The organism is Nonomuraea sp. NPDC003214, assembly GCF_053590035.1.
On the sequence record NZ_JBSFSX010000002.1, the window covers coordinates 790,536 to 805,317 of the forward strand.

14 protein-coding genes are annotated in these 14,782 nt (G+C 74.0%); 9 read left to right on the forward strand and 5 right to left on the reverse strand.

Annotated features, from left to right (window positions below):
- Nucleotides 1-188 precede the first annotated feature (188 nt).
- From ACWDXC_RS08710 to ACWDXC_RS08740, 7 genes are read left to right on the forward strand one after another with little or no spacing between them, the layout of a single operon-like run.
- On the forward strand, nt 189-797 hold the full coding sequence (locus tag ACWDXC_RS08710) for a hypothetical protein (RefSeq protein WP_308126123.1): 609 nt from the start codon (nt 189-191) through the stop codon (nt 795-797).
- A gap of 30 nt (nt 798-827) precedes the next feature.
- Nucleotides 828-1,583: a glycosyltransferase family 2 protein gene (locus ACWDXC_RS08715; protein ID WP_449979641.1), complete on the forward strand. Its 756-nt coding sequence runs from the start codon at nt 828-830 to the stop codon at nt 1,581-1,583.
- Nucleotides 1,583-2,737: a 2-phospho-L-lactate transferase CofD family protein gene (locus tag ACWDXC_RS08720; protein ID WP_449979643.1), complete on the forward strand. Its 1,155-nt coding sequence runs from the start codon at nt 1,583-1,585 to the stop codon at nt 2,735-2,737. Before ACWDXC_RS08715 ends, ACWDXC_RS08720 begins: the two co-directional genes overlap by 1 nt.
- A 7-nt stretch (nt 2,738-2,744) precedes the next feature.
- Entirely contained in the window at nt 2,745-3,467 is a 723-nt protein-coding gene (locus tag ACWDXC_RS08725) for an HAD family hydrolase (RefSeq protein ID WP_449979646.1), read from the forward strand.
- On the forward strand, nt 3,460-4,212 hold the full coding sequence (locus tag ACWDXC_RS08730) for an NTP transferase domain-containing protein (protein ID WP_449979649.1): 753 nt from the start codon (nt 3,460-3,462) through the stop codon (nt 4,210-4,212). Before ACWDXC_RS08725 ends, ACWDXC_RS08730 begins: the two co-directional genes overlap by 8 nt.
- Nucleotides 4,200-5,468, forward strand: a complete 1,269-nt coding sequence (locus ACWDXC_RS08735) for a hypothetical protein (RefSeq protein ID WP_449979651.1) — start codon at nt 4,200-4,202, stop codon at nt 5,466-5,468. Before ACWDXC_RS08730 ends, ACWDXC_RS08735 begins: the two co-directional genes overlap by 13 nt.
- The gene (locus tag ACWDXC_RS08740; RefSeq protein ID WP_449979653.1) at nt 5,465-6,709 is read left to right on the forward strand and encodes a glycosyltransferase family 4 protein; all 1,245 of its coding nucleotides are present in this window, start codon (nt 5,465-5,467) and stop codon (nt 6,707-6,709) included. Before ACWDXC_RS08735 ends, ACWDXC_RS08740 begins: the two co-directional genes overlap by 4 nt.
- On the opposite strand, the gene ACWDXC_RS08745 is transcribed toward ACWDXC_RS08740, so the two are convergent.
- The 3 genes from ACWDXC_RS08745 to ACWDXC_RS08755 all read right to left on the reverse strand — a co-directional run bounded on the left by ACWDXC_RS08745 (nt 6,690) and on the right by ACWDXC_RS08755 (nt 11,775).
- Complete coding sequence (locus ACWDXC_RS08745) at nt 6,690-7,670, reverse strand: glycosyltransferase family 2 protein (RefSeq protein WP_449979656.1); 981 nt, start codon at nt 7,668-7,670, stop codon at nt 6,690-6,692. The two genes, ACWDXC_RS08740 and ACWDXC_RS08745, sit on opposite strands and share 20 nt — an antisense overlap.
- 90 nt (nt 7,671-7,760) lie before the next feature.
- A complete protein-coding gene (locus ACWDXC_RS08750; protein WP_449979658.1) occupies nt 7,761-10,082 on the reverse strand; it encodes a polysaccharide lyase 8 family protein in 2,322 nt (773 codons plus the stop codon).
- Nucleotides 10,083-10,233: 151 nt separating this feature from the next.
- Nucleotides 10,234-11,775: an amidohydrolase family protein gene (locus ACWDXC_RS08755; protein WP_449979660.1), complete on the reverse strand. Its 1,542-nt coding sequence runs from the start codon at nt 11,773-11,775 to the stop codon at nt 10,234-10,236.
- Nucleotides 11,776-11,860: 85 nt separating this feature from the next.
- On the opposite strand from ACWDXC_RS08755, the gene ACWDXC_RS08760 reads away from it, so the two are divergent.
- On the forward strand, nt 11,861-12,325 hold the full coding sequence (locus ACWDXC_RS08760) for a MarR family winged helix-turn-helix transcriptional regulator (RefSeq protein ID WP_449979663.1): 465 nt from the start codon (nt 11,861-11,863) through the stop codon (nt 12,323-12,325).
- A 23-nt stretch (nt 12,326-12,348) separates the two neighbouring features.
- On the opposite strand, the gene ACWDXC_RS08765 is transcribed toward ACWDXC_RS08760, so the two are convergent.
- Entirely contained in the window at nt 12,349-13,251 is a 903-nt protein-coding gene (locus tag ACWDXC_RS08765; RefSeq protein ID WP_449979665.1) for an SDR family NAD(P)-dependent oxidoreductase, read from the reverse strand.
- Between the two features lie 25 nt (nt 13,252-13,276).
- Nucleotides 13,277-14,107, reverse strand: coding sequence for an SDR family NAD(P)-dependent oxidoreductase (locus tag ACWDXC_RS08770; protein ID WP_449979667.1), 831 nt, complete (start codon nt 14,105-14,107; stop codon nt 13,277-13,279).
- Nucleotides 14,108-14,213: 106 nt separating this feature from the next.
- Between ACWDXC_RS08770 and ACWDXC_RS08775 the strand changes: the two genes are divergently transcribed.
- On the forward strand, nt 14,214-14,780 hold the full coding sequence (locus tag ACWDXC_RS08775; protein WP_357585884.1) for a TetR/AcrR family transcriptional regulator: 567 nt from the start codon (nt 14,214-14,216) through the stop codon (nt 14,778-14,780).
- Nucleotides 14,781-14,782: the final 2 nt, after the last annotated feature.

Below are 14,782 nucleotides of genomic sequence, written 5' to 3' on the forward strand. Positions count from 1 at the left end.
TTCCAGACAACGCCTGACTATTTTCGGAATGCTTAATATCCGATATCTGCGCCCCGAATTCCGCTTGCCGGTGCCATACTGGGCACTGGCAAGCTCGTGGGAGCGCTCCCATGAGGAGGTCTGACGAGAGGCGCGCGATCCGAATGACGGCCTACGACGGGCCCCCGTCACGCCGGTGGGCAGCTCACGTGTGGTGGATCGCCCTGGCCGTGGGCGCCGGCGGCTTCGTGTTCGTCTGGCTCGCCACCCCGCACGCCCGCGAGATCGGCAACACCTGGGACCTCGTCGCCCGGCTCGCCGCCTTCGTCTGCCTGTGCGTCGCGATCGCGTTCTTCCCGTACGTGTCGCCGCGCCTGCACTGGCTGCTCTGCGTGCCGTTCCTGTTCTTCACCGGCTATCTCATTCCGCGCGTCAGCTGGTTCTATTACGGCGACGGCGCACGGCTCCAGGGCGACAGCTTCTACACCCATCTCTATCTGCTGCTCTATCCGGGAATCGTGCTCACCGTCGCCTCCGCCTACCGGCTGGCCGGCGGCAGCCCCGGCCGCACGCTGAAGATCATGGCCAGCGGCGTCGTCATCGTGTTCTCGGGGTTCCTGGACGTCATGTGGCAGGTGGTCAACCCCGTCGAGATCCCCGAGCTGATCGACGCCCCGCACATCAACCTGTTCACCGGCGGTCCCATCTCGTTCGGCGCGGCGATCGTCTTCACGCTCGCGCACGTCCCGATCGTCGTGGTGATCAACCTGCTGCCCCTGGACCGCTGGATCGGCCGCCTGCTCGCGCCCCGGCCCTGAGGCAGGCGTACGACTTCACGGAGGTGACCCTTGCCCCGCACCATCGACGTCTCGGTCGCGGCGCCCGCCTACAACGAGGCGGCCAACATCGCGGCCTCCGTCCGGGAGTGGCGCGACTACCTGCGCGGCCATCCGGCGGTGGGCGCGTGGGAGATCGTCGTGTGCGACGACGGCAGCTCCGACGGGACCGGCGCCATCCTGCGCGACCTGCGCAAGGACGTGCCGGAGCTGGTCGTCGTCACGTTCGGCCGCAACCGGGGCGCGGGGGCCGCGATCGCGGCGGCGATCGCCGCGACCCGCCTGGACTGGGTGGTGCTGCTCGACTCCGACGGCCAGTTCCCGATCGCCGAGCTGGACCGCTTCCTGCCCCGCGCGCTGGCGGGCGACGGCGTGGCGTTCTCCGGGGCCCGGCTCAGGAAGGCCGACAGCCTTCCCTACCGGTGGGGGTCGGCCGCCAGCGGCGCCGTCAGCAACGCCCTGCACGGCACCCGCTTCCGCGACTTCAACTCCATCTTCAAGCTGGTACGCGGCCCGCTGCTGCGCTCGGTGCCGCTCGAATCCGGCGGCATGAACTGCTCCACCGAGATCACCGCCCGCGTCACCGAGCTCGGCCACACCTGGGTGGAGATCCCCATCCGGCACCGCGCACGCGGCGGCGGCCGGCGCGGCTGGCGGTTCGCGCGCGGCGCGTTCGACCGCGCCCTGTTCGTCGCCTACCTCGGCTTCCGGCACCGGCTGTTACGCCGCGGGGTGCTGCGCGCGCCGCTGCCCGCCGAGGAGCGCTGATGGCCGGCCCGCAGCAGCAGGCCCCGTGGCGGGTCACGATGTTCGGCGGCGGCCGGGGCGCGGCCAGCATCGCCCGCCGGCTGCTCGCCACGCCCGGCGCCGCGCTCACCCTGCTGATCAACGGCTACGACAACGGGTTGTCCACCGGGGCGCTGCGCCGCTACCTGCCGGGCATGCTCGGCCCGTCGGACTTCCGCAAGAACCTGCTGCTCCACCTCGACGCCGGAGACCCGCGCCTGGCCCTGCTGGAGCGCCGGCTGCCCGGCGGCGCCACCCCGGCCGACCTGGGCCGCCTGATCGACGAGCTGGCGGCGGCCGGGCCCGGCCTGGAGCCGATCGTGCGCGACCTGAAGGTGTTCGCCGCCCGGCTGGCCGCCCGCCCGGACGGGCTCGACCTGGCCGACTGCGCGCTCGGCAACCTCGTGCTCGCCGGGGCGTACCTGCGGCTGGACCGCGACTTCAACGCGGCCGTGCGCGCCTGCGCCGAGATGTTCGGCTCGCCTGTCGCCCTGGAGAACGTGACCGGCGGCGAGAACGCCTACCTGGCGGCGGTCAAGGCCGACGGGACGCTGCTGGCCGACGAGGCCGACATCGTCGGCCCGCAGAGCGCCGAGCCGATCACCGGGCTGTTCCTCCTGAGGGAGCCGATCAGCGGCCCGCTCACCGGCCCGCTCACCGGCCCGCTCACCGGCCCTGAGCTGGCCCGGCGGGCCGCCACGATCACGCCGAACCCGCGCGCGCTGGCCGCGCTGCGCGACACCGACCTCATCGTGTACGGGCCGGGCACGCCGCACTCGTCGCTGCTGCCGAGCTACCTGACGCCGGGGATCGCCGAGGCGATCGCGGGCAGCCGGGCGGCGGCCAAGGTGTTCGTCGTGAACCTGCGCGACGACCACGACAGCCAGGGCCTGACCGCCGCCGACCTGGTCGGCCGCACGCTGACGTACCTGGGCGACCCGGGCAACGAGCGCGGCACCGTCACCCACGTGCTGTGCCACGGCCGGACGCTCCCGCCCCGCGCCGGGCTGCTCGGGGCCCGCTGGGTGGCGGCCGACCTGGAGGACGAGCGCAGGCCGGGCACGCACAGCGGCGCCCGCACGGTGGAGGCGCTGGCGGCGGTGCGGGCCGGGACGAGCCTGGCGCGGGCCGGATGAGCGCCCGATGAGCCCGATGAACCCGATGAACCCGATGAACACCGCCGTGCGGGCCGCCGTCACCGGACGGCGGGTCTGGCTGTGCGACCTCGACGGGACGCTGGTGGACTCCGGCCCGGCCCACGAGGCCGCGTTCCGGCAGGCGATCGCCGAGCTCGCGCCCGCCGCGCTGGCCTCCTTCCGCTACGCCGCGCACGCCGGGGCGAGCACCGCCGAGGTGGCCGCCCGGCTGGTCGCCGACCCGGAGGTGGCCGCCGAGCTGGCCCGGCGCAAGCAGCTCCGCTACCGCGAGCAGGTGGCGGCGGGCCGGGTCGCGGTCTTCCCCGGCGCGCACCGGCTCCTCGGCGCGCTCGCCCGCGCGGGCCTGGCCGCCTACCTGGTGACCAGCGGCAGCCGGGGCTCCGTCGAGCGCGTCCTCGCGGCGAGCGGGCTGGGCCGCCACTTCGCCGGCGTGCTCACCGCCGACGACGTCGCCTCGGCCAAGCCCGACCCGGAGTTCTACGCCCACGCCTGCCGCCTGTGGGGCGTCGAGGCGGCCGAGGCGGTGGCGGTGGAGGACTCGGCGCACGGGGTGGCGTCCGCGACCGGCGCGGGGCTGGTCACGCTGCACGTCCACACGGCCGCGCCGGCCCCGGGAGCGGTGGCCGTACGCGATCTGCGCGAGCTCGTGACCGTCGTGCAACAGACCGTAGAAGAGGCCGTCGAACGAGAGGTGAGTGCCGGTGAGTGACCGGATCTGCGCGGTGATCCCGGCGGCCGGCCGGGGGACCAGGCTGGGCCAGGCCATCCCCAAGATCATGATCGAGGTCGCGGACGGCGTCACCGTCTGGCACCTGCTCCACCGGCGGCTGCGGCCGTCCGTGGGGCACGTCCACGTCGTGCTCTCCCCGGACGGGGTGGGGCCGTTCCGGGAGCTGGCCGCCGCCGAGCTCGCCACCGGCGCGGTGTCGGTGAGCGTGCAGCGCGAGCCGACCGGGATGGGCGACGCGATCTTCGGCGCGGCCCCGCACTGGCGCGGCCACGACGCGATCCTCGTCGTCTGGGGCGACCAGGCGAACCTGTCGCCCGTCACCGTCCGCGCCGTGGCCGCCGCCCACACCGGGCCGGGGGTGACGCTCCCGCTGGTGGCGATGGCCGACCCGTACGTGGAGTACGAGTTCGGGCCCGCCGGGCTGACCCGGGTGCTGATGTCACGTGAGGGCGACCGGTGCCGTCCGGGCGGGCTCAGCGACATCGGCGTGTTCTGCCTGGCCACCGCCGGGCTGGAGGAGGCGTGGGCCCGCTACGCGGCGGGGGCCGGGCGCGGCGCGGCGACCGGCGAGGTGAACTTCCTGCCGTTCCTGCCGCACCTGGCCCAGGATCTGGACTGGCCGGTGCGGGTGGTGCCGGTGGCCGACCCGGACGAGGCGCGGGGCATCAACACGCCCGCCGACCTGGAGTTCGCCCGCCGGGCCCACGCGCGGTGGGCGACCTGACCGCGCCGCGCGCCCGCCTGGCCGGACTGCTCGACCGGCACCGGTGGGCGGCGGGCCCCACGCTGGTGAGCACGGTGGCCAGCGGCACCGCCGCCGCCACCACGCTCGTCATCGCCCGGGGCGCCGGGGCCGCCGCGTTCGGCCACTTCACCGTCGTGCTGACGATCGCGCTGATCGTCACCGTCGCCATGCTCACCAGCTTGCACTACGTCATGCTGCAGGAGCTGCCGCGCGCCGACCCGGCCGACCGGCCCGCGCTGGTCGCCACCGCGGTGCTGGCCACGCTGGCGCTGAGCGTCGCGCTGGCGGCGGCGGGCCTGCTGGCCGCGCCGCTGCTGACGGGCCTGCTCGGGGTCGACGTCCGCACGCTCGGGTTCGCGCTGGCGCTGGCGCTGTCGATGACGCTCAACCAGCTCACCGAGAGCCTGCTGCGCGGGCTGGCCCGCTACGCGTTCGTGGCCTGGCTCAAGCTCGGCGTGGCGCTCGCCTACCTGGCGGCGGCCGGCTTCTGCCTGCTCGTGCTCGGCGTGCGCGACGCCGAGCCGTACCTGGTGGCGCTGATCGCCACCAACCTGCTCCTGGCCGCCGTCGCCGTGGCCGCCGCCGGGGTGCGGCCGCGGGCCTGGTCGGCGCCGCTGGCCAGGGCGCTCTACCGGCACGGCGCGTACGTGACGGCCATCGCCGCGCTCACCTCGGTGCTGTTCGGCGTGGACGTGATCTTCCTCAACCACTGGTCGGCCCCGGCCGACGTCGGCGTGTACTCCGTCTACAACGGCTTCCCCAAGCGGCTGCTCGGCGTGGTGTTCACCGACGGGATCGGCCTGGTGCTGCTGCCCGCGCTCGCCACCAGCGACAAACCCGCCGTCATGCGGCGCATCGCCCGGATCGCCCCGCTGGTCGGCGCCGCCACGGCGGTGTTCGCGTTCGCGGCGAGCACGGTGTTCTTCCTGCTGATGGGCGACGGGTACCCGTACGCCGTCGGCCTCATGGCGCTGTCGGCGGCCGGGATCGGCGCCCACATGGTGTTCAACCTCTACGCCGTCGCCCTGCAGATGGACGGGGTGCGCGGCGCCCGGGTGCTCGTCGGCTGCCTGCTGGCCGGGTCGCCGGCGGCGCTGGCCGTCCAGGTGGCGTGCATCGCCTGGTGGGGGCTGACCGGCGGGCTGCTGGCGTTCGCGCTGTCCAATGTCATCCTCGTGGCCGTCGTCGGCGTCGTGGCCGCGCGGCTCTACCGTCGCCCGGAGGCCGAACGATGAGGATCGCCTACATCGTCAACCAGTTCCCGCCCAACATCACCGCCGGGCTGGGCCGCTACGCCGAGCTGATCACCCCGTACCTGGCGCGCGGGCACCGGCTGGCCGTCTTCACGCTGAACGACGGCAGCCAGACGGCCGAGGAGCGGCTGCCGGGCATCACCGTGCACCGGCCGCTGGGCCGCCTCCTCGGCGCGATCGGCCGGCGCAGGCGGCTCAACCGCACCAAGGGCGTGGAGTTCCTGCTGCTGGCGCTGACCGTGGTGGCGAGCAACTGGCGCTACTTCCTGCGGCTGCGCCGGTCGGCGCGCCCCGACCTGGTCGCGGTGCACGACTCGACGAACTTCCTGGCGGCGCTGCTGTGCCACTACGCGCTGCGGCTGCCGGTCGTGCTGCACGTCCACACGACCGAGTACGGGGTCGCCGAGCAGCGCAGCATCCCGGACCCGCTGGGCCTGTTCGCGGCGCTGGAGCGGTGGCTGGCGCGGATCTCCCGCCGGGTGGTGGTGGCCACGCCGGAGGTGCGCGATCAGCTCGTGGCGGCCGGGTGGGACCGCACGCCGATCGACGTGGTGCCGCTGGGCGGCACGTTCGAGCACCTGGTCGCCGATCCGGGCTTCGACCGGGCCGGCCTGGACGAGGCGGCGGCGGGCCTGCGGGTGCGGCTGGGGATCGCGGCGGGCGATCCGGTGCTGCTGTTCGTCGGCAGGATCGAACGGCAGAAGGGCGTCTACCAGCTCCTGGAGGCGCTGCCGGAGATCGCCGCCGGGCTGCCGGGCGTACGGCTGGTGCTGGTCGGCGAGGGGGACGTGGCGGGCGTCGAGCGGATCGCCGCCGCGTCGGGGCTGACCGTGCTGGCCCCGGGCCGGTTCGTCGGCGGGCGGGAGCTGCTGGAGTTCTACGCGATGGCCGACGCGTGCGTGTTCCCGTCGCTGTTCGAGCCGTTTGGGCTGGTGGCGACCGAGGCGATGGCGCTGGGCAGGCCGGTGGTGCTGGGCGACGGGTTCTCGCGGATCTTCCTCGGCGACCCGGACCGGCCGGCGTGCCGGTTCGTCCGCGCCGGTGATCCGGCCGACATCGCGCGCGGCGTGCTGGAGGTCATGACCGACGCGCGGCTCGCCGGGGAGCTGGCCGAGCGCGGCAGGCGGCTGGTGAGCGAGGGCCTGAGCTGGGAGCGGGCCGCCCGCGAGACCGTGGCGTGCTACGAGGCCGCGCTCGGGCGGCTCACGCGTACCTCTTCCTGAGCCCCGGCAGCACCCGCAGCGACCCGACGGCCAGCCCGGTCACGAGCACCACGTGCACGGCCAGGTGCACGCCCATGAAGTACGCGGTGAACGCCGGGCCGCGCCTGCCGTGCACGAACCGGACCAGCTCCACGTCGGCCAGCACGAACCCGGCCACCAGCGCGGCGGGCACGGCGAGCAGCGCGGGCGACAGCAGGCCGAGCGGCAGGCACGCCAGCGCGAGCGCGCAGGCCAGAATGCCGGTGGGCCGGTTGGCGTGCTCGGGCTTGGCGGCGCCGCGCCGGTTGGTGGCCAGCGCGAGCGGGATCAGCGGCAGCGCGCGCCGCCACTGCTCGCCGAGGATCGGCAGCAGGTCGCTGCCGTCGTCGTGCCGGCCGACCACGGTGTCGGTGAGCACGATCCGGCTGCGGACGGCCAGGCGGCTGCTGTACTCGACGTCCTCGCAGTCGCGCAGGCTCTCGTCGAAGCGGCCGGCGCCCAGCAGGACGTCGCGGCGGATGGCGGCCAGCGCGAACACGACGCTGTTGACCTCGCCCAGGTGGCGGCGCCGCCAGTGGACGGCGTGCAGGATGCGGTACCACTCGGCGGGGCCGTCGTCGATGAGCGGCTCGGTGTCGTACACGCCGTGCACGCAGCCCACGTCCGGGTCGCCGTCGAGGATCGCCAGCGCGTTGGCGACGGCGTCGGGCCGCAGCGCCACGTCGGAGTCCAGGTAGAAGATCACGTCGCCGGTGGTGGCGTCGGCGCCGGTGTTGCGGGCGGCCGACACGCCACGGTTGACGGGCATCCGCACGACCCGGCAGCCGAGCTCCTCGGCCAGCTCGGCCGAGCCGTCGGTGCTGGCGTCGTCGACGACGACGATCTCGTCGGGCAGCCGGGTCTGCGCGAGCACGGCCTCCAGGCACAGGCGCAGGGTCTTGGCGGCGTTGTAGCAGGGCACGATCAGGGACACGGTGGTCATGGTGGCTCCCGGCCGGGACGCGACTGTCGATCAAGGATGGCACAGGGGCCGCCGCGTACGTCCTGGTTATATGTGATCTGTCAGGACTTGTCAGGCGGGAAAGTGCTGCCCGGCGACGCGCAGCCGCAGCGCCGCCGTACGGGTGTGGCCCCGGGCGCCGCGCAGCTCCACCTTGACCGACTTCCCGGCCCTGCGCACGCCCCGGTCGGCCGCCGCGACCGAACGCACCTCCCACGGCAGCGTGATCCGCACCTCGTCGGCGGTCCGCGACGGGTCCGAGACCGCGAGCCGCAGCCGGTCGTGGTCGCGGCGGAGCACCAGCGCGCACGGACCGTCGGCCTTCAGCGGCCCGTACGGGGTCTCGACCGTCGCCGCCCGCCAGAAGACGGCGGCGAGCAGGTCGTCGCGGGCGATCGCCTGCACCGGCCCGGAGTTGGCCAGGACCTCCACCCGGCCCCGGTAGGCCGCGGTCTGCGTGACGCGTGCGCCGGGCAGCACGGCGTAGGCGTACCGCGCCTTGTCCGGGTCCTCGCCGTGGTCGATCACGATCGTCGTGTAGTGCCGGGTGACCGGGGTGCCGTCGCCGCCCGTGGTGGCGCCCCGGTCGATGTCGCGCCAGCGGCCGGTGCGCTTCTCCCGGACCACCTTCGGCTTCGCGTCGTCGAGCAGCGCGTAGCCGGCCACACCGGCCAGGTGCACCCAGCCGTCGCCCCGGGTCAGCGGCGGATGGCGGTCGTGGGTGTTGCGGTTCTCCACGACGGTCTCGACGCGGCGGCCGTCGGAGGCGGCGATGCCCGTGCCGAGCGCGACGACCGCGTCGTCCAGCAGGAACCACGCCTTCTTGGCCCGCAGCGAGGAGCCCTTGGCGACCAGCTTCATCGCCGCGGCGCCGTACTCGCCGTCGAGCGCCACCCCGCCCGCCCACGGCGTGGGCGGCAGGCGGCGCTCGCCGTGCCGCAGCTCGCCGCGCCTGCGCCTGTCGACCGTCGTGCCCGGCAGCCGGTACGGGTCGATCGTCGGCCACAGCTCGTCGTTCCAGTGCGTGAGGTCGTCGGTGTAGAGGTACGTCATGCCGTCGCCGGTGTACCAGCCGCGCAGGTTCTCCCGGTTCATGGCCTCGGCCGCGCCGATCCGCTCCGAGCTCATCGCGATCGCGAACGCCCAGGTGGGGCGGTGGTGCACGACCCGGTCCATGTCGGCGAACACGTACGTGCCCGTCAGGCGCGGGCCGACCGGCACCGACGGGTCCTCCAGCAGGGCGCGGGCCTTGGCGATGCTCGCCAGCGGCGCGAGCGACTCGTACGGGATCGCCCGGTTGCGCGTCAGCCAGCCCTTCACCAGCGGCTTCCAGCGCCGGGCGTGGCGTTCGGGGGCCGCCTCCAGCAGGGTGAGGACGGCCTCGACGGTCTTCTGGCCCGCGTGGTAGTCGCGGTGGCCCTGCCGCGAGATCGCCCGGCCGCGCACGCAGTCCATCATCAGCCCGTCGACGACGAACGGCAGGAAGGAGCGGTCCACGATGTCGTAGACGTTCCCGATGTCGGGGATCTCCCAAGGGGAGCGGGCCAGCATGGCGATCAGCTTGGCCACGCTCTCCAGGTAGTCCACGCCGTAGCTGCCGTTGTACGGGTACACGTCGTGCTGGATGAACGACCCGTCACGGTAGAAGCCGTCACCCGGGCCCCGGGTCGTCCGCAGCAGGTCGGAGACCGCGTCCTTGGCCCGCCTGACCAGGCGCGCGTCATGGGTGAGCAGGCCGCGCATCGCCACCGCCATCGCCTTGCCCGCCCGGTTGGCGCCGGTCTCGACGACGCCGGGATGGCTGACGCGCCGCTCCGGGTCGGGGCACCACCGCCGCACCGGCCGCAGCCAGCGCCTCAGCCGGTCGCCGGGCAGGCCGTCGTACAGCAGGGCGCAGGTGTCGGTCAGCGAGCGCGGCACGCCGATCTCCCACCAGAACCAGTTGCTGCCCCGCCGGTCGAGCCCCTCGTGGTAGGCGTGCTCGTACAGGAAGTCCAGCGCCCTGACCGCGGTCTCGGCGACCCGCTCGTCGCGGTGCATGGCGGTGCCCGGCGTGGCCCAGCCCAGCGCCAGCGTGCGCATGCGGTTGTAGGCGCGGTTGAAGTTGCCCGTGCGGGGGTCGTCCAGCGGCAGGTCGGGCCAGAGGCTGGGGCGGCGGCCGCCCGACGGCTTCAGCTTGCGCAGCACCGCGTTGGCCGAGCCCTCGACGGCCCGCGTCTCGGCGGCGTAGTCGGCGTCGAACCGCCCGCCGGCCAGCAGGCTCACCCACCGCTCACGAGCGGCGTCGAACGCGGCCCGCCGGGCTGCCCCACTGGCCGGTTCGTCCCAGAGGGCGACTCCGGCCACGGCCGCGGCGCCCAGCAGGGCGGCCCGCCGGCTGAGGGGGTGGGACATGGGCGCCTTCCGACAATCGGGCCAAATACCAAACGAAAGGATCATATGTCGACAGGGGAGCGGCCTTCCGGCTCCGCGAGCTCCCCTGCCCTGACATCGGTCTCGATCACCTGGTGTCCGACCGCCGCCTTCCGGGCCGCCCGTGCCGGGCTCAGCTGTATGCGAACAGGTCCTGCGGTACGCCGGCCGCCCGGAAGAGGTGGTCGCGTGACGCTTCGAGTTCGCGGCGCAGCCGGCCCAGGTCCGCGCCGAGCAGCCGCCCCCGCCACTTGCGGACCCGGCCGGCGACGATCACGGTCTCCACGTTGGTGCGGTCCATCAGCGACACGACCGCGCCGGGCACGCTGTTGAGCGGGGCGACGTTGAGCGCGGTGGCGTCGAGCAGCACGAGGTCGGCCTGCTTGCCGGGAGTGAGCGTGCCCGTGCGCGCGCCGAGCCCGAGGTGCGCCGCGCCGTTGACGGTGGCGTAACGCAGCACGTCGCGGACCGTGAGCAGCTCCGGCGTGCCCTCGGCCGGGGTCGGCCAGTTGCCGGGCGGGACGAGGTCGCCCTGGTCCAGGACGAGCTGGTTGACGACCATCCGCTGCATGATTATGGCCGAGCGCATGAGCGTGAACGGGTCGGCGGCCATCGTCGTCTCGACGTCGGAGCTCAGCGAGGGCTCCATGCCGAGCTCCTGCATCTTGAGGATCGGCGGGGTGCCGTGCCGCATCACCATCTCGATCGGGAAGGCGAGCGAGACCTGCGCGCCCGCGTCCCGGAACGTCTTCCACGTCCGGTCGGACATGCCGGTCATGTGGATGAAGAGGTTGTCCGGCCCGACCCGCACCCCGGCGGTGCCCGCGGCGAGCTCGTCGAAGACCGGCCGCATCCCCCACGAGCCCACCGAATGAGCGGCGATCCGCACGCCGAGCTCGCGGGCGATCGCCCAGGACCGGGTGTACGTCTCCCGGCCGAGGTGCAGCTCGCCGCCCATGACCAGGGTCACGAGCTGGTCGTCGGAGGGGAACCAGCGCTCCCGGATGCGGCGGGCGTCCTCCGGGTAGCGGGCGCCGGGGCGGCCGTCGCCCTCGAAGTAGCCGAACGCGGCCCGCCGCCCGGTGTCGATCAGCGCCTGGACCGCCGCGTCGGAGTGCTCGGGGGAGTGGTGGATCTGCGAGACGTCGAGGACCGTGGTGACCCCCGCGTCGAGCTGCGAGAGCCCGCCGAACAGCGCGTTGACGTACACGTCCTGCGGCCGGTAGACCCGCGCGAACCCCTGCAGGATGTGCTCGCCGTAGTTGGGCCGGGCGCTCGGCGAGCCCGAGCCGTCGTCCAGCAGCAGGCCGTTGGCCAGGAACGCGCGCTCGGCCGTCTCGAACAGATGGTGGTGCGTGTCGACGAACCCCGGCATGACGATGCGCCCGCGCGCGTCGATCACGTCCGCGCCGGGCGCGTCGACACGGGGCGCGACCGCGGCGATCCTCTCGCCTTCGACCAGGACGTCGGCGGTCTCGAAGTCGCCCACCGCCCGGTCCATCGACATCACGGCCCCGCCCCGGACGACATAGCGGCGCCCCCGGCGGCCGCTGTCCTTCGGCGGCGGCGGCTCGGCGGCGGAGGCAGGGGACGCGGCCAGCAGGCCCGTGCCCGCCACCGCGGCCGAGGTCTTCAGGAAGGCGCGCCGCCCGGCGTGGTTCTTCCGGCTCGTCATAAGGCTGCTCCAACAGTGAGTTGATGTATCAACCGGAGCGTACGTCATCGAGTGGACATGTCAACTCACTGGTAGGGTGGACGTCATGGCGCAGCTGGGATTGACCGAACGCGAACTCCGCGCGTGGCGGACCTCGTTCCGGATGGTGGAGCTGCTGCGGGCCCGCATCGAGCAGCAGCTCCAGGCCGTCGGCGGCCTGTCCAACGCCGACTACACCGTGCTCGCGCTGCTCTCGGAGGCGCCCGGCAGGCGCATGCGCTCCTACGAGCTCGCTCGCGTGGCCGGCTGGGAGAAGAGCCGCATGCACCACCAGCTCACCCGGATGAGCGGGCGCGGCCTGGTCGTCCGGGAGCCGTGCGGCTCGCGCGGCATCGAGGCCGTGCTCACCGAGGACGGGCTCGCCGCGCTCCGGAAGGCCGCGCCGGGGCACGCCGAGGAGGTCCGCCGCCTGTTCGTCGACCGTCTCACGCCGGAGGAGCTCGACCGGTTCGCCGCCCTGGCCGCCAAGGTTCTCGACAGCCTGGAGGCCGAGCAGCCGCCCCGCCCGTGACGGCGGAGGGGGGCCGGGACCGGTCAGGGCTGGGCGAGCGCGTCCGCGCTCAGCCGGACGCACAGGTCCCACACCGCGCGCTGGTTGCGCTCGTCGAGCGCGCTCGACGGCAGCGGCTTGCGGCGGCACCGGTCGTCGAAGTACGCGCCGGTGACGCCCTCGACCTCCCGGCTCGCCGCGGCGTGGACGCTGGAGCGGGCCGAGCGGGTCAGGTCCGACAGGAACAGCGGCGCGATCACCTTCAGCACCAGCGGCGCGATCGGCCGGTAGAGCACCGGGAAGGCGGCGATCGGCGTCGACCGGTTCATCGGCGTGTAGCCGTGCCCCGGATAGACCACGTTGGCCGTCACCCCCGTCCCGTCCAGCTCCCGGGCGAGCCGGGCCGTCAGCGCCATCGTCATCGTCTTGGTGTGGTTGTAGTGGCTGAACGTCCACCCGAGGAGCCGGCGCTCGCCCTGGAGGTTGCCGTGGTCGACGGGGCCGCCGGGGATGCCGCCCGTCAGGTTGACGACCCGGGCCCGGCCGGCCCGCCGCAGCCGGGGCAGCAGCAGGTGGGTGAGGGTGAAGGGGGCCAGGACGTGCGCGGCGAACATCTTCTCCACGCCGTCGGCGGTCAGCTCCCGGCGCGGCGTGTTCACGCCGACGTTGTTGACCAGCACGTCCAGTGAGTCGCAGCGCTCGGCGACCCCGGCCGCGAGCCGGACCATCCCGCCGAGGGTCGTGACGTCGGCGGTGAGCGCGGTCACCCGGTCGTGCCCGGCCCCGGCGCGCACCTCGCGCTCGGCCCGCCGGGCGCGGCCCTCGTCGAGCCCGGCCAGGATGACGGACGCCCCCCGTGCGGCCAGGCCGCGTGCCGTCTCCAGGCCGATCCCGCCGGTGCTGCCGGTGATCAGCGCGGTCTTCCCCGTCAGGTCGTTCGGTGCCATCGGTGTCCTCCTTGGCAGGGCGGCGTCAGGCCGGGATCAGGTCGCGGGTGAGGTCGTGCAGGCGCAGCGCGTCCTGCCGGTCGAAGGCGCGGCCGTCCAGCGGCAGCCGGCGCCTCTGCCAGTGCGCGGTGAAGGGCTCGCCCGGAGGGTCGTCCAGCAGCGCCGTCATGGGCGCGATCGCCTTCGGCACCGAGGTGGCGAACAGTGCGAAGAACGCCTTCGCCACCGCCCGCAGCGGCTGCGGCAGGCTCGCGGGCATGCCGGTGGAGACCACGCCGGGGTTGTAGCCGACGTACGGGACGCCACCCCCGGCATGACGGACGCCGAACGCGACCCCGAGCAGGTCGTTGGCCCGGAAGGACTGCAGGGTCGCCCTGGCCCCGCTGTAGCGGCGCGCGAGCTGCAGGTCGTCCCAGTGGATCCGGCCCAGCGGCACCCCGGGCGTGCCCACGTTCATGATCACCGGACGCGGGGCGGCCCGCAGCGCGTCGTACAGGCCGTGGCTCAGCACGTGACGGCTGAGGTAGGCGAGCGCGAAGCTGTGCTCGAAGCCCTCCGGGGTGACCGCCCGGCCGCCGAAGAGCCGGTAGCGCTGGGCGCAGAGGACGAGCTTGTCCACCACCGGGTGCTCGCCGGCCAGCCGGCTCACCAGGTCCCGGGTGGCGGCCACCGAGGTCAGGTCGGCACGGACGAAGGCGGCCCGCCCGGCCGGCAGGGCCGCGGCCTCGGCGAGCAGGGCCCGGCCCTTCTCCGGGGTGCTGCCGACGGCGATCACGTGGGCGCCCTGCCGGAGGTAGTGGAGGGCCAGCCCCTTGCCGAGCCCGTCGGTGCCTCCGGTGATGACCACGGTCTGCATGCTTCACCTGCTTCCGCTCGGAAGTGGATACGACATATCCGCTTATGTTCGGCAGCCTAACACGAAGCGGATATGATGTATCCAGTTAGTCGACGGACGGGATGCCATGAGCGAAGAGACACCGCCACTGCGCCGCGACGCCGAGCACAACCGGCGGCGCACGCTGGCGGCGGCACGGGAGGTGTTCGCCGCGCGCGGGCTGCAGGCCACGCTCAACGATGTCGCCCACCACGCGGGGCTCGGCGTCGGCACCGTCTACCGGCGCTTCCCCAACAAGGAGGTCCTGGCCGAGGCCGTCTACGCGGGCAAGCTCGACGAGCTCCGCGCCACGGCGCGCGACGCCCTGACCGGCCAGGACGCCGGCCGGGCGCTCACCGCGTTCCTCGAACACGCGCTGGAGCTGGCCGCGACCGACCGGGGGCTGCGTGAGCTGATGCGGCAGGGCGCCGGCGACAGCGAGCAGATCGCCCGCGCCCGCGAGGGCATCGCGGAGTCCTGCGGCCTGCTCATCGCCCGCGCCCGGGAGCAGGGCACGATCCGCGCCGACCTCACGGTGGACGACATCGCGCCCATCGTGACGATGATCGACTCCGTCATGGACCTGCCGTCGACCGGCGGCACGCAGCCCTGGCGCCGCTACCTGGCGCTCGTCCTCGACGGCCTGCGCCCCTGACC

Excerpts from the sequence above, each read along its gene's own strand:
- ACWDXC_RS08720 (WP_449979643.1), top strand. The coding sequence starts at position 1,583 with ATGGCCGGCCCGCAGCAGCAGGCCCCGTGGCGGGTCACGATGTTCGGC.
- ACWDXC_RS08725 (WP_449979646.1), top strand. The coding sequence starts at position 2,745 with ATGAGCCCGATGAACCCGATGAACCCGATGAACACCGCCGTGCGGGCC.
- ACWDXC_RS08740 (WP_449979653.1), top strand. The coding sequence starts at position 5,465 with ATGAGGATCGCCTACATCGTCAACCAGTTCCCGCCCAACATCACCGCC.
- ACWDXC_RS08745 (WP_449979656.1), bottom strand. The coding sequence starts at position 7,670 with ATGACCACCGTGTCCCTGATCGTGCCCTGCTACAACGCCGCCAAGACC.
- ACWDXC_RS08750 (WP_449979658.1), bottom strand. The coding sequence starts at position 10,082 with ATGTCCCACCCCCTCAGCCGGCGGGCCGCCCTGCTGGGCGCCGCGGCC.
- ACWDXC_RS08755 (WP_449979660.1), bottom strand. The coding sequence starts at position 11,775 with ATGACGAGCCGGAAGAACCACGCCGGGCGGCGCGCCTTCCTGAAGACC.
- ACWDXC_RS08760 (WP_449979663.1), top strand. The coding sequence starts at position 11,861 with ATGGCGCAGCTGGGATTGACCGAACGCGAACTCCGCGCGTGGCGGACC.
- ACWDXC_RS08765 (WP_449979665.1), bottom strand. The coding sequence starts at position 13,251 with ATGGCACCGAACGACCTGACGGGGAAGACCGCGCTGATCACCGGCAGC.
- ACWDXC_RS08770 (WP_449979667.1), bottom strand. The coding sequence starts at position 14,107 with ATGCAGACCGTGGTCATCACCGGAGGCACCGACGGGCTCGGCAAGGGG.
- ACWDXC_RS08775 (WP_357585884.1), top strand. The coding sequence starts at position 14,214 with ATGAGCGAAGAGACACCGCCACTGCGCCGCGACGCCGAGCACAACCGG.